This window comes from Reinekea marina (assembly GCF_030409715.1).
Taxonomy (GTDB): domain Bacteria; phylum Pseudomonadota; class Gammaproteobacteria; order Pseudomonadales; family Natronospirillaceae; genus Reinekea; species Reinekea marina.
This window is the reverse complement of sequence record NZ_JAUFQI010000001.1, coordinates 966,648-980,000: the sequence shown is the minus strand read 5'-3', so window position 1 is coordinate 980,000 and position 13,353 is coordinate 966,648. Positions and strand designations below refer to the sequence as shown.

13 protein-coding genes (1 of these 13 cut by a window edge) are annotated in these 13,353 nt (G+C 44.2%); 5 read left to right on the top strand and 8 right to left on the bottom strand.

Translation table 11 applies throughout. The annotated features are described in order from the left end of the window. The 3 genes in view from msrP to ilvY are tightly spaced (at most 44 nt apart) and all read right to left on the bottom strand, a layout consistent with a single transcriptional unit that may run on beyond the window. Window positions 1-683: the 5' portion of a protein-methionine-sulfoxide reductase catalytic subunit MsrP gene (gene msrP, locus QWZ13_RS05145; protein ID WP_290280825.1), read on the bottom strand. It extends 280 nt beyond the left edge of the window; only the first 683 of its 963 coding nucleotides appear in the window; it begins with the start codon at window positions 681-683; its stop codon lies beyond the left edge, outside the window. A 44-nt stretch (window positions 684-727) separates the two neighbouring features. Further along, on the bottom strand, window positions 728-1,528 hold the full coding sequence (gene pssA / locus QWZ13_RS05140; RefSeq protein ID WP_290280824.1) for a CDP-diacylglycerol--serine O-phosphatidyltransferase: 801 nt from the start codon (window positions 1,526-1,528) through the stop codon (window positions 728-730). 1 nt (window position 1,529) lies between these two features. Next, a complete protein-coding gene (ilvY, locus tag QWZ13_RS05135) occupies window positions 1,530-2,429 on the bottom strand; it encodes an HTH-type transcriptional activator IlvY (RefSeq protein ID WP_290280823.1) in 900 nt (299 codons plus the stop codon). Between ilvY and QWZ13_RS05130 the strand changes: the two genes are divergently transcribed. The 3 genes from QWZ13_RS05130 (at window position 2,406) to ilvC (ending at window position 5,845) form a co-directional block, all read left to right on the top strand. Beyond that, window positions 2,406-2,543 carry a hypothetical protein gene (locus QWZ13_RS05130; RefSeq protein WP_290280822.1) on the top strand — a complete coding sequence of 46 codons (138 nt, stop codon included), beginning with the start codon at window positions 2,406-2,408 and terminating at the stop codon, window positions 2,541-2,543. The two genes, ilvY and QWZ13_RS05130, sit on opposite strands and share 24 nt — an antisense overlap. Window positions 2,544-2,661: 118 nt before the next feature. Next, window positions 2,662-4,191 (top strand): sensor histidine kinase, encoded by a 1,530-nt coding sequence (locus QWZ13_RS05125; RefSeq protein WP_290280821.1) that lies wholly within the window; start codon window positions 2,662-2,664, stop codon window positions 4,189-4,191. Window positions 4,192-4,363: 172 nt separating this feature from the next. After that, on the top strand, window positions 4,364-5,845 hold the full coding sequence (gene ilvC / locus QWZ13_RS05120) for a ketol-acid reductoisomerase (protein ID WP_290283277.1): 1,482 nt from the start codon (window positions 4,364-4,366) through the stop codon (window positions 5,843-5,845). 83 nt (window positions 5,846-5,928) lie between these two features. On the opposite strand, the gene QWZ13_RS05115 is transcribed toward ilvC, so the two are convergent. Both QWZ13_RS05115 and QWZ13_RS05110 read right to left on the bottom strand, forming a co-directional pair. Next, complete coding sequence (locus QWZ13_RS05115; protein ID WP_290280820.1) at window positions 5,929-6,666, bottom strand: Crp/Fnr family transcriptional regulator; 738 nt, start codon at window positions 6,664-6,666, stop codon at window positions 5,929-5,931. A 4-nt stretch (window positions 6,667-6,670) separates the two neighbouring features. Continuing rightward, complete coding sequence (locus QWZ13_RS05110; RefSeq protein ID WP_290280819.1) at window positions 6,671-7,906, bottom strand: EAL and HDOD domain-containing protein; 1,236 nt, start codon at window positions 7,904-7,906, stop codon at window positions 6,671-6,673. 124 nt (window positions 7,907-8,030) lie between these two features. Between QWZ13_RS05110 and QWZ13_RS05105 the strand changes: the two genes are divergently transcribed. Next, window positions 8,031-8,168, top strand: coding sequence for a hypothetical protein (locus tag QWZ13_RS05105; RefSeq protein ID WP_290280818.1), 138 nt, complete (start codon window positions 8,031-8,033; stop codon window positions 8,166-8,168). A gap of 34 nt (window positions 8,169-8,202) precedes the next feature. On the opposite strand, the gene ilvN is transcribed toward QWZ13_RS05105, so the two are convergent. Both ilvN and QWZ13_RS05095 read right to left on the bottom strand, forming a co-directional pair. Beyond that, the gene (ilvN, locus tag QWZ13_RS05100; RefSeq protein ID WP_290280816.1) at window positions 8,203-8,694 is read right to left on the bottom strand and encodes an acetolactate synthase small subunit; all 492 of its coding nucleotides are present in this window, start codon (window positions 8,692-8,694) and stop codon (window positions 8,203-8,205) included. Beyond that, window positions 8,694-10,436, bottom strand: coding sequence for an acetolactate synthase 3 large subunit (locus QWZ13_RS05095; protein ID WP_290280815.1), 1,743 nt, complete (start codon window positions 10,434-10,436; stop codon window positions 8,694-8,696). Before QWZ13_RS05095 ends, ilvN begins: the two co-directional genes overlap by 1 nt. Window positions 10,437-10,661: 225 nt before the next feature. Between QWZ13_RS05095 and QWZ13_RS05090 the strand changes: the two genes are divergently transcribed. Then, a complete protein-coding gene (locus QWZ13_RS05090) occupies window positions 10,662-10,805 on the top strand; it encodes a hypothetical protein (protein ID WP_290280814.1) in 144 nt (47 codons plus the stop codon). On the opposite strand, the gene clpB is transcribed toward QWZ13_RS05090, so the two are convergent. After that, window positions 10,734-13,304 (bottom strand): ATP-dependent chaperone ClpB, encoded by a 2,571-nt coding sequence (gene clpB / locus QWZ13_RS05085; RefSeq protein WP_290280813.1) that lies wholly within the window; start codon window positions 13,302-13,304, stop codon window positions 10,734-10,736. The genes QWZ13_RS05090 and clpB overlap by 72 nt on opposite strands. Window positions 13,305-13,353 lie beyond the last annotated feature (49 nt).

Below are 13,353 nucleotides of genomic sequence, written 5' to 3'. Positions count from 1 at the left end.
AGTCGAATGGGTGCACCATTTTGGTTTGGCAGAGGCTCGCCATACATGCCTACGGCTAAAAACGATAATGAGTGCATGGCCTCATCTATTCTTAAGCCTTCAACATAAGGCCAATCGATAAAAGAGAATCGATCACGCTGCCCTCTTAACTCCTCTTCACGAACAACCGATTCAAACACGACATATTTTGCGCGGCTATTCGGTTTAAAGCGTTTTAAAAGTGAGCCCAGCTCTATGCCTGTCCAAGGAATCACCATCGACCAAGCTTCGACGCAGCGTAAACGATAAATTCGTTCTTCTAATGATTTAGAAACTATAAGGTCTTCTAGCGATAAAACGCCTGGCGCATCACATTCACCTTCTACAGAAATCTGCCAAGGGTAAGGATTAAACTCATCAGCGTATTTAGCCGGATCATCCTTTCCTGTTCCGAATTCATAAAAGTTATTGTACCGAGTCGCGTCATACTGATCAGTTACGGCTTCATCGGTTGTGACGCCTCGAAAAACGGTATTGGATATTTTTTGGCTCAACCAGGAAGGGGCTGATTGACTAGCAAGAATAGAAGGCGCGGCGCTTGCGAGTAATGCAGCACCGGCCGACTTTATAATTGTTCGGCGGTTTAAAAACAGTGGCTTCGGCGTTACATCGTTTTCGGTATCAGGTAAAACTAGCTTGGCCATAGTATGTTCCGCTTATAAGTTTAGAAATATATACAACAGACAACTTATTTTGGATTTAGTTCTTTCGCTTTTCGCTTTTTGCTCCATCGCACAACTTCCATCACCGGGCCGTGCAACGCATAGATAACCGCAAACCCTAGGAATACACGCGGCGGATCAAGCGCTATTAAGGCAAAAACCAGCACAATGGCCATTAATACAAAAAATGGTACAGTTCTTTGCCCGCCAATGTCTTTGAAAGAGTAATAACGAATAGGTGATAACATCATTGCACCAATGACCGGCACTAGAATGACCATAAGCCAAGCGACCTGATCACCCGTAACGCCAAAGTCGGCTAAAGACCAAACCGTCGCCCAAATAACACCCGCACCCGCAGGGCTGGCTAAACCAACAAAGTACTTTTTATCCACTTTACTAATTTGAACGTTAAAACGCGCTAACCGCAGTGCTGCACCCGCAACAAAGATAAACGCAGCCACCCAACCAGCTTGCCCCATACCACTTAAAGACCACTGAAACGCTAATAGTGCAGGTGCTACGCCAAAGGCCATAAGATCGGACATACTGTCGTATTGCGCACCAAACTCACTTTGAGTGTGCGTCATTCTGGCCACACGGCCATCGGCACCATCGAGCAGTTGTGCGATAAAAATAGCAATACTGGCTTTAATAAAATCGCCATTGATAGACGAAATTATTGAAAAGAACCCTGCAAACAAGGCACTCGTTGTCAGTAAATTAGGTATCAGATACACACCACGACGATGGTGATGATGGGGCTCATTTGCCTGATCTGCAGACGTCACATCGTCTGAATGTGTTTCATTCTCTGGCTTTGACATATTACGAAGTCTCTTTTAACGAAATGGTACTGGCTGTCTTCCAAAATGCGTTAACCAGAGGGTCTTGCAACCGCCGGTTAAGTACGCAAACACCCACATCAAAGGGCTGCAATGGCTTTTCAACATCCAATACTCGGATTTTATTTTCTAAAGGTGAATTTTCAATGACCAATCGAGGCACCACACCCACACCGAATCCTAGACCGACCATCGCTACAATGGCTTCATGCCCAGCAACTTGGGCGTAGATATTGGGCTTTAAGCTTTGCGAGCGAAACCATTGATCTAAACGCTTACGAGTTAAACCAAATTCCGACATAACAAATGGCACTTGCCCCCAAGTTACCGGCGTTTGCTCTAGCAGCGCATTGACAGGGCCTTCTTCTGCCGGCGCAATAAACTCAAGTGGTGTCTTAACTAACGATTTAAACAACAACGGGTTGGGCAGTTGGTCTGGCAAAGGCGCTACGGCAATGTCGGCTTCATCGTCCATCACCTTTTGAACGGCCTGAGCTCCATCTCCCGTTTCGAGCTGAACTTCAATATTCGGGAAAGACTTTCGAAATTCGGTCAATAAAATCGACATGAACGAATAGGTGGCTGTTACCGTGCAATACAGACGTATTTGCCCTGTTAACTCGACAGGATTATTCTTTAAACGGTGCTTAAGGTCTTGCCAGTGGGTCAACGTTGCTTCAGCAAACTCTCGAAACTGGCGTCCCGCTTGGGTTAAAACAACCGTACGGTTGTCACGCTCAAATAATGTAGACCCTAATTCGTCTTCTAGCCGCGCAATAGAGCGGCTTAAAGTCGAAGGGCTGACATGCATTGCCTCTGACGTTTTACCGTAGTGCAAGGTTTGAGAAAGGTGTATAAATTGGCGCAGCGCACGAAGATCCATAGTTACCTCCAAATGGTCACCCTATTATGCCATGCCCGACTTTGTGTTGCAGCTATCGCAACAATAAATTCTAAAAAAGCCTTAAAGTGCCATTCATTCGATATCAACAGTTAAAATTGGCGGTTTTTTAACCTGTCATCTAGAATGTAATTAAGCAATAAGAAATACAAAAAACCACTATGCCTGCCGTGCTGTTGAAGATAAGCATCAAAACATTTCGAGTATGTAATCTATGAGCCTAAAACCTCGCTCTAGGTACAGTAAGCTCAACTGGTATCTGTCTATAGTGGCAATGATTTCTATTGTCGTCCCCGCCGTTCTGGTCAGCATGATTGAGATTTACAGCCGATTTAAATCTGAAACCACCGTCCGCTCCACTGAGCAAGCCAATGCCCTTTTAAAAGTACTAGAAAGCGGCATTCAGATTCCACTTTGGACCTTAACGCAAAAAGATGCTCAGAGTTTAATTGCAGGCATTGTATTAAATGATGCCGTATTGAGCATTGAAGTCGTCGACGACACCGGTGAACCATTTATAAACTATAAAAAGAAGAATTATTCGAGCTTGATCAAAAGCGGACTGTTTATAAAAAAGTCCTCTGAGGTTATCTATAATGAGTCGCCGATAGGCCTCGTTAGCTTAGAGTACAGCTTAGTGCCTGCACGAGAGGCTGCCATCAGTGACTCAGTTAGAATACTCTTCATCATTGCCATTCAAGCCGTTATATCACTGACCGTTATATTATTTGTGATTAACCGCCGAGTAACTATCCCCTTGGCAAAAATCAAACAGGGTGCACAAGAGATCTCTCAACAACGATTTGATACCCATATACCAACCCTCTTTAACGATGAATTTGCTGATGTAGCCAAAGAACTCAATATCATGAAGGAAGCACTTAGAAATTCATTTGGTCTTTTAGAGGAGCGTGTAGAAAAGCGCACGCAAGAGTTATTACAACTCAACTCCGAATTAACCATGGCCATTCAAAGGCTAGAGGGCGCTAAAGACAATATCGTGGAAAATGAAAAACTAGCCGCCTTAGGCTCGCTTGTGGCCGGTGTATCTCACGAACTCAATACGCCCATTGGTAACGGGAAAGTCATGGCGAACTCGCTGTATGAAAGTGCAACTAGGCTAAACAATGCGTTCAAATCAGGATCTATGACACAAAGTCAATTTGAGTCTGAAATATCCGAAATGATAGAAGGTAGCCAATTACTCGAAAGAAATTTGGATAAAGCAATAAAGCTGGTTCAAAGCTTCAAGCAAATAGCTGTCGACCGGACCAGTGACCAGCGTCGAAGCTTTATGGTCAACTCCTTTATCTTAGAAGTTCAGGCCACTTTATTGCATATTTTTAAAACAACGCCTCACACTTTAAACGTAATACTGAAAGAAGACGTTGAGCTAAACAGCTACCCAGGAGTGCTCAGTCAAGTCATTACCAATTTAATAAACAATGCATTACTCCATGGTCTAGAGGCTAAAGCCGCCGGTCAAGTTATTATCGAAGTGATCCCTCATGTGACGCAAGTAGAAATTAAGGTTATTGATGACGGGCAAGGGATGCCACAAGATGTTAAAAAACGCATTTTTGAACCCTTTTTCACCACCAAACTCGGAAAAGGCGGCAGCGGGTTAGGCATGCATATAATTCATAACCTAACGACAGCGACATTAGGGGGCAAGGTTCGAGTTGATTCCCAGGTCGGGGTAGGCACTCAAGTTACCCTAATGATTCCACTGGAAGCGCCCTGATTTAGCGACTAAAATTTGCCAAAAATGCATGAATTTTGACCTAAATGTTCTTAATGCCATTTACTGCAACACTTGATTGCCAACAATTCATTTTAAGCAACACGAAGGTTTCGCTAGACTGCATTGCAACGGTGGTACTAAACCACATACAACATTACGGGTATCTTTATTTATGTCTAATTATTTTAATACTTTGAATCTACGCGAGCAGTTAGCTCAACTAGGCGTTTGCCGCTTTATGGGCCGCGATGAGTTTGCCAACGAGTGCGATGCCCTTAAAGGAAAGAAAATTGTTATTGTCGGTTGTGGTGCGCAAGGCTTGAACCAAGGTTTGAATATGCGCGATTCTGGCTTAGACGTTTCATACGCGCTTCGCCAAGCCGCGATTGATGAAAAGCGCCAGTCGTTTAAAAACGCCAGCGAAAATGGCTTTAACGTGGGCTCCTATGAAGACTTAATTCCAACGGCCGATTTAGTAATTAATCTAACGCCAGATAAGCAGCATTCATCGGTTGTTAATGCGGTAATGCCATTGATGAAACAAGGCTCAGCTCTAGGTTATTCTCACGGTTTTAACATTGTTGAAGTGGGCCAAAAAATACGTGAAGACATCACTGTTATTATGGTAGCGCCGAAGTGCCCAGGTACTGAAGTACGCGAAGAATATAAGCGTGGTTTTGGTGTTCCAACTCTCATGGCCGTTCACCCTGAAAACGATCCTAAAGGCGAAGGACATGAAATGGCTAAAGCTTGGGCTGCAGCAACAGGTGGTCACCGCGCCGGCGTTTTAGAAAGCTCGTTCGTGGCAGAAGTAAAATCAGATTTAATGGGTGAGCAAACGATTCTATGCGGCATGCTGCAAGCGGGCTCTATTCTTTGCTACGACAAGATGATTGAAGAAGGCGTAGATGCAAGTTATGCAGCCAAGCTAGTTCAATACGGCTGGGAAACAGTGACTGAGGCGTTAAAATTAGGCGGCATCACCAATATGATGGATCGTTTAGATAACCCATCTAAGGTGAAAGCGTTTGAACTTTCAGAAGAGTTAAAAGAAATCATGCGCCCGCTATTCCGTAAGCATCAAGATGACATCATCAGTGGTCACTTCTCGCAAACAATGATGGCCGATTGGGATGCAGACGATAAAGATTTATTAGGCTGGCGTGAAGAAACTGGGCAGACTGCTTTTGAAAAAGCGCCTGAACTGCCAAATGATTTAGACGAACAAGATTACTTTGATAATGGCATTTTAATGATCGCTATGGTGAAATCAGGTGTTGAACTCGCGTTCGAAACCATGGTTGAAAGCGGCATTGTGGAAGAAAGTGCTTATTATGAATCACTTCATGAGCTTCCACTTATAGCAAATACCATTGCTCGTAAGAAGCTTTATGAAATGAATGTTGTGATCAGCGATACCGCAGAATATGGTAACTACTTATTTGCGAATGCGGCGGTGCCATTGCTTGCAGACACCATCATGAAGAAAGTAGATGCATCGGTAATCGGAAAAGGCTTAAATTCAGAATCAAACTCGGTTGATAACTTCGAACTCGTTCAAATTAACGATGCTATTCGGAATCACCCAATTGAGTATGTTGGTGAAGAGCTTCGCGGCTATATGACTGACATGAAACGAATTGTAGAAGCTTAAGTTAGCTTCTCACTTCTCAGTGAGGTCCCCAAAAGGGAATGAGCATTAGCCCGCATTTATTGCGGGCTTTTTTTTGCTTTTTACTATGGTTTGGTAATTAATTCATTGGCTCGTGCAATTTGCAGCGCCATGGTTTCTAAGGTAGAAATCACCAACTCAGGTCTCGTTTCGATGAGCGATCGAAACTTATCGTAATTGACGCGTACGGCAGAACATGGTCCATCTGCAACAACCGATGCGGTTCGCGTAGTTTTCAGCAGCATCGCTTGAAGCCCTATAATTTCATTCTCTTTGGCTTCACCGACTTGTTGACCATCGATCATCACCTTGGCTTTACCTTGTATAAGTGTATACACCGCATCGGCAGGTTCCCCCTCTTTAATAATAACCTCGCCAGATTGGAAAAAATCAAACCCCGGCATAGGATCAGGAGGCACCGCTGTGTTGTGGCTCATGAGCTCAATCATCAAATCAGAGAACCCGTGAATGATATTAGGGATACTTTGGGCATTTATGTCGTCCCAGTCCCAAACTTCCAGTTCGAGCGCACCTTCTTGATACCACTGCAACAATTCACCGGTGTAGCCCAGCCAGCAATCACCGGCTTCCATGGCAAATAAACGGTTATTCGCGGCTGCTATTCCTATGGACCCTTTAACAACATGCACAACGGCAGCTTTGGCCAGGGTATCTTCGTCCAATTGTTCACGGTTAATCTTCAACTCCGTCGGCTTAATACCGCTGAATTGATCCAAAACATATTTCTGGTGATCATGGGCTTTCTCTACCCAACCTTCTGGGTGTTTTACCAAGGTAAACATACTGCTAGCCTTCCTTCATCATCGAGGTCATTTCATCAGTCTTAATGATACTTTGCTCATAAGCCCGCGTGATATCAGACAAACTTAACCCTAAATCTAATATCTGTTTAAGGGGTATCTGATGCCACTGAGAATGAATATAGTACAATGACGTTACCAGCAATATACCTAATACACCATCATAGTCGACAAGGGCCTTTTGTAATTCAGATGATAAAGGGAGTTTTTCAAGAAGGATTTCTAAAGGTTGATCAAACCAAGCATCCAAGCTGCTTAACATACCAACTGAAAAGCACTTCGGGGCTAACTCAGGGTCAATCATTTTCCCCAATGATTCGCACATGGTTGCGCGTAAAAAGCTGATGGTTTGTAACTCTTCGGATTTATCATTTAATTGACCCAAACAAACCAAAGTAGCCCAACTGCGAATACGTTGCATGCCTAACAATACAACGGCATGATCAATGGAGTCTACAGTCGTCGCTCGGCGATAAAAGGATGAGTTGACGAGTTTTAACAGTTTGTAAGACAAAACCGTGTCTCGTTTTATAATCTCCGCAATAACGCTGGCATCTTCTTCTGGCTTATAAAGGATTACGAGCAAATCAAACAATGCTTTACGGTTAGCATTTAAAACATGGCCTGTTACGGCTTCGGGCCGACAAAAATAATAACCTTGAAATAAGTCGAATTTCAGTTCTTTGCATAAATAAAACATTTCATGCGTCTCAACTTTTTCAGCTAATAGCATTACATCGTGCTGTTTTAGCAGTGCTACCGCATCTACGAGCTCATCCTCGCTCATTTCAATTACATCAAGCTTTACTATATCGACCGAGTCTATTAGCTCTGGACGATAATTTTTCATTTCAAAATCATCTAAGGCCACTCGGAATCCGCGCCGTTTAAGCAGCGCTATTTCATGGTCTAGTTTTTTCAAATGATGTTCAGATTCAAGAATTTCTACAAAAAGAAACTCCACGGCGAAATCGGGCAAATTAGCGGCCATACTCAACCGAATGTTTAATAACCCGGGTTTACCATTTAACAATTGCGGCGCACTATTATCCGCAAATGCGCTGAGCAGTACGGACCGAGTGGCAACATCGCCATCTAAGAACTCGGCTTGATTAACTTCTCCACTGCGAAATAACAGCTCGTAAGCAAATACCTGTTGGGCATTGTTTAATATGGGCTGACGAGCGAATAAAATGTCTGGCTGCACCTGTTGCTCCAGCAAAAAATACTTATAGATTCACTATAGCATCGCTTATTCAAGTTTGCCGTGAATTAGCCTTTAAGATTGTCCTAGCGCCATTTTTTGCGTAACTTGTACAGATAAGGCGTAATAACTAGGCGCACAAATGAATATTCAAATAGGCTTACCCTGCGACCCTAAGTGGCTGTGCGATGCTATTGGCTTAGTGATTGGTGTTATCGTAGTGGTGGGTGTCATTGCTTTGGTAAGAACTGTTTTGAAGGAGCATAAAAAAAGGAGATAAATACTATCTCCCTTCTACTTAGTTTAGCTAAACACTATAAACTGAGTGTTTTTTCACCCCGCGCTACACCAGAAACTCCCGTTCGAGCCACTTCCATAATGGTCGCTCCCGATAACGCTTCTAGAAATGCATTGAGTTTATCTTCATTTCCCGTCACTTGAATGGTGTAAGTCGTAGCCGTTACATCAATGATGGCTGCTCGGAATATATCGGCACTGCGTTTTACTTCTTCACGCAATGCTCCAGCCGCTCTAACTTTGACCAACATGAGCCCACGTTCAATGTGGGCACCCTCAGTTAGATCGACAACTTTGATCACTTCAACCAACTTATTAAGCTGCTTAGTGATTTGTTCAACGACTTGATCATCACCTTTGGTGACTAGAGTCAGTCGAGACAAGGAATCATCTTCGGTTGGCGCTACGTTTAAAGACTCAATGTTAAATGCACGCTGCGCAAATAAGCCCACTAACCTTGCTAAGGCACCTGCTTCGTTTTCCATAAGTACAGAAAGTATATGTCTCATTAGGTACGCTCCGTCTTACTTAAAAACATATCGCACATAGCACCATTGGGTACCTGCATCGGATAAACGTGTTCTTCTGGCTCAATACGAACATCGATAAATACTGACTTATCCCGTATCGCTAACGCTTCTTTCAACACAGCTTCAAGCTGATCAGCTTTATCTACAACAAAGCCAACATGGCCATAACTTTCGGCTAATTTCACAAAATCGGGCAATGAATCAAGATACGAATGCGAATAGCGTGACTCGTAGTTCATGTCTTGCCACTGACGAACCATGCCTAAATAGCCATTGTTCAAGCACAATATTTTCACTGGAAGGCCATATTGTTTGCAGGTTGAAAGCTCTTGAATATTCATTTGAATAGAGCCTTCACCCGTTACGCAAATAACATCCGCATCTGGGTAATTTAACTGAACGCCCATGGCCGCTGGTAAGCCAAACCCCATAGTGCCGAGACCACCTGAGTTAATCCAACGGTTGGGTTTGTTAAATTTGTAATACTGCGCCGCAAACATTTGATGCTGACCCACATCAGAGCAGACGTATGCTTCACCTTTTGTCACTTTACTGAGCGTTTCTATTACGAATTGAGGTTTCATGAGTTCCGAATCATCGGTTCGGTAACGGCCACCATGACGTTCTCGCCATTGATTAATTTGCGCCCACCATAAATCTAAAGCGGCATCATCGATGGTTTGCGTGGTTTGCTCTAATTGCGAAAGCATTTCCAACAACACCGACTTAACCGGACCCACAATGGGGATATCGGCGACGATGTTTTTCGAGATAGACGTTGGGTCTATGTCTATTTGAATGATTTTCGCATTCGGACAGAATTTTGTAACGTTATTGGTCACTCGGTCATCTAATCGTGCACCCACCGCCAATATAACATCGGCGTTATGCATGGCCATGTTGGCTTCGTAAGTGCCATGCATACCGAGCATGCCTAAACTTTGCTCATCGGTACCAGGGTACCCACCCAGCCCCATTAAGGTGTTGGTTACCGGGTAATTTATAAGCTTTGCAAACTGAGTGAGTTCATCGGATGCTTTGCCTAATATCACACCGCCACCGGCGTAAATAACCGGCTTTTTGGCCTGCAACAACAAATTCATGGCCTTACGAATTTGCCCACTGTGGCCTTTCTTAACCGGGTTATAAGATCGAATTTTAACGCGTTCAGGGTAATGGTATGGAAACTTAACGTTGGGCGCGGTCATGTCTTTAGGGACATCAACAACAACCGGACCAGGGCGTCCACTTTGAGCAATGTAGAAGGCTTTTTTAATGGCTAAAGGAATCTCTTCTGCCGATTTTACTAGAATATTGTGTTTAACCACCGGGCGAGAAATACCGAGCATATCAGTTTCTTGGAACGCATCGCAACCGATCAAGTGGCTCATCACCTGACCCGTAATGACGACCATCGGAATGGAATCCATATAGGCTGTTGCAATTCCGGTAATTGCGTTTGTTGCACCTGGACCTGACGTCACCAATACAACACCAGCTTTACCACTGGCTCGTGCATAAGCATCGGCCATATGCGTGGCGGCTTGTTCGTGACGAACTAGAATGTGTTTTAATTTTTCTTGTCGGTGTAAGGCATCGTATATATGGAGCACTGAGCCGCCGGGGTAGCCATAAACGTATTCGACCCCTTCGTCTTCTAATGCGCGACAAAGCATTTCACCACCAGATAGCATTTCTGGCTGAGATTCAGATTTTGACATGGTTTTTAACCTTCGCTACGACTCAAGAACGCGTTAACCACTTCTGGCCTGAGCTTCAGCGTGTATTCAAACGCGGCCACCGGTAAGTGACTGCATCAATACGGCTAACCGGCGAAGGGCGATACCTTCAGCTCCGACGTTAACGTTGCTGCTTGATTCTTTTTGTGCAAATAACCCAGCGATAAACTGTGGGCGCTTATAAACATTCTAATCAGTGATTAAAGAATGTCCAGCAATGCTTTTGATTATTTTGGTGATGCATGGCCGCAAGTGATGATCACTTGCGGCTGTGGTGAACTATTGAAATTGAATGATCCCGTCAACAACGTCGCCATGAATGGTTCCGCCACTGACAAACTCACCTTTTAACAAGGCTGAGGCCAATGGATTTTCCAATTCACGTTGTATGGCTCGTTTTAATGGCCGTGCGCCATACACTGGGTCAAAGCCGGCGGCGCACAGTTTATCCAGCACAGCGGGCGTGAGCGACAATCGAATATCCTGATCACCTAAACGATCTCGTAAATAGTCGAGTTGAATATCAGCAATGCCATGAATTTGTTCATTACCCAATGGATGAAATACCACTACTTCGTCTAATCGGTTAATAAACTCTGGTCTGAAATGCCCACTAACAACTTCCATCACGGCTGCTTTCATTTCCTCATAATTAGCCTCACCGGCTAACGTTTGAATTTGATCACTGCCTAAGTTAGAAGTCATAACAATAACGGTATTGCGGAAATCTACGGTTCGACCTTGGCCATCGGTTAATCGGCCATCATCGAGCACTTGAAGTAAAATGTTAAAAACATCGTGATGCGCCTTTTCGACTTCATCTAACAAAATGACCGAATAAGGTTTTCTACGCACCGCTTCTGTAAGGTAACCTCCTTCTTCGTAGCCAACATACCCTGGAGGTGCACCAATAAGTCTTGCGACTGAGTGCTTTTCCATGAACTCTGACATGTCGATACGCACCAAAGATTCTGTGGTATCAAATAAGAAGTTCGCCAATGCTTTGCAAAGCTCGGTTTTACCGACACCCGTTGGTCCTAAAAATAAAAACGATCCATTTGGGCGATTCGGATCGGCTAACCCAGAGCGAGAACGGCGAATAGCATTCGAAACGGCGGCCACCGCTTCTTCTTGGCCGACTAGGGTTTCATGGATTTTATCCTCCATTCGCAATAGCTTATCGCGCTCACCTTCAAGCATTTTATCAACCGGAATGCCTGTCCAACGCGAGATGACATTAGCAATGGATTCGTCCGTAACATTGCTTTGCAACAACTGCATGTCCATCATTTCAGCTTGGCTGGCCATATCGAGTTGTTTTTCCAATTCAGGAATAGTGCCATATTGAAGCTCTGACATACGCGCTAAATCACCGGAACGACGAGCGGATTCTAACTCAACTCGTGCCTGTTCAAGCTGTTCTTTAACGTGTTGTGAGCCTTGTACGGCGGCTTTTTCAGTAGTCCAAATTTCTTCTAAATCGGCAAATTCACGTTCAACGTCTGTGATCGATTCTCGAAGTTTTTCAAGCCGTTGTTTTGCTTGAGGGTCCTTTTCTTTTTTCAGTGCTTCGGCTTCAATTTTTAATTGAATTAAGCGGCGTTCGAGGCGATCCATCGATTCTGGTTTAGAATCAATTTCCATTCGAATTCGGCTAGCGGCTTCATCAATTAAATCAATGGCTTTATCGGGCAGTTTACGATCTGAAATATATCGTTCAGATAGTTTAACCGCTGAAATCAGAGCGCCATCGGTAATGGTTACACCATGGTGCACTTCGTACCGCTCTTTTAAACCGCGCAAAATTGCAATGCTATCTTCTTCGTTCGGTTCAGACACAACAACTTTTTGGAAGCGCCTTTCTAAGGCACCGTCCTTTTCAATGTATTGCCGATACTCATCCAAGGTTGTGGCACCCACACAATGCAACTCGCCGCGAGCCAATGCAGGTTTGAGCATGTTGCCTGCATCCATTGCGCCGTCGCTTTTACCGGCACCGACCATGGTGTGCAACTCATCAATAAAGAGAATGATCTGGCCTTCTTGTTTGGACAATTCATTCAAAACAGCTTTTAACCGTTCTTCAAACTCACCCCTATATTTAGCACCCGCTAATAGCGAACCCATATCTAAAGACAGTACGCGCTTATTCTTTAGGCTTTCAGGAACTTCTCCATTAATAATGCGCTGAGCTAAACCCTCAACAATGGCAGTTTTACCAACACCAGGTTCACCGATCAATACAGGGTTGTTTTTTCGACGGCGCTGCAAGACTTGAATAGTCCGGCGAATTTCATCGTCTCGGCCAATGACAGGATCTAACCGGCCTTCTTCGGCCAGCGCAGAAAGATCTACCGTATATTTATCTAAGGATTGCCTGTTTTCTTCGGCGTCTTGGCTATTGACCGATTGACCATCGCGAATATCGTCAATGGCTTGTTGCAACGTGCCTTCAGTAACGCCAGATTCATTAAGGACTTTGGCGATGTTAGAGCGGTCTTGCAACATAGAGAGCAAAACCAATTCACTGGAAATAAACTGATCTTTCTTTTGCTGGGAAAGCTTATCGGCGCGATTCAGAACACGACCAAGATCGTTACTCATGTGTACTTCTGCGTCAGCACCCGTCACTTCAGGCAATGCATCAAGTGCATCTTCTGTTCGCTGGCGAAGCTGTGAAATATTGGCACCGGCTTTTTGCAAAACAGCGGCTACGGACGCACTTTTTTGATTCAGTAATGCCAACAGTAAATGCGCTGGTTCTATGAAACTATGGTCATGCCCAAGCGCAACCGACTGTGCATCTGAAAGTGCCAACTGCAAACTACTGGTCAAACGATCGATCCGCATGACTTTCCCTCTTTTCAATGACTCTGTTTAACAACTTACCCACAACAGG

What these genes read in the sequence shown, in the direction of transcription:
- QWZ13_RS05090 (WP_290280814.1), top strand. Translation starts at nt 10,662, where the DNA reads ATGTCCAGCAATGCTTTTGATTATTTTGGTGATGCATGGCCGCAAGTG.
- QWZ13_RS05115 (WP_290280820.1), bottom strand. Translation starts at nt 6,666, where the DNA reads ATGTTTACCTTGGTAAAACACCCAGAAGGTTGGGTAGAGAAAGCCCAT.
- clpB (WP_290280813.1), bottom strand. Translation starts at nt 13,304, where the DNA reads ATGCGGATCGATCGTTTGACCAGTAGTTTGCAGTTGGCACTTTCAGAT.
- pssA (WP_290280824.1), bottom strand. Translation starts at nt 1,528, where the DNA reads ATGTCAAAGCCAGAGAATGAAACACATTCAGACGATGTGACGTCTGCA.
- QWZ13_RS05095 (WP_290280815.1), bottom strand. Translation starts at nt 10,436, where the DNA reads ATGTCAAAATCTGAATCTCAGCCAGAAATGCTATCTGGTGGTGAAATG.
- ilvY (WP_290280823.1), bottom strand. Translation starts at nt 2,429, where the DNA reads ATGGATCTTCGTGCGCTGCGCCAATTTATACACCTTTCTCAAACCTTG.
- QWZ13_RS05105 (WP_290280818.1), top strand. Translation starts at nt 8,031, where the DNA reads ATGAATATTCAAATAGGCTTACCCTGCGACCCTAAGTGGCTGTGCGAT.
- QWZ13_RS05125 (WP_290280821.1), top strand. Translation starts at nt 2,662, where the DNA reads ATGAGCCTAAAACCTCGCTCTAGGTACAGTAAGCTCAACTGGTATCTG.
- ilvN (WP_290280816.1), bottom strand. Translation starts at nt 8,694, where the DNA reads ATGAGACATATACTTTCTGTACTTATGGAAAACGAAGCAGGTGCCTTA.
- ilvC (WP_290283277.1), top strand. Translation starts at nt 4,364, where the DNA reads ATGTCTAATTATTTTAATACTTTGAATCTACGCGAGCAGTTAGCTCAA.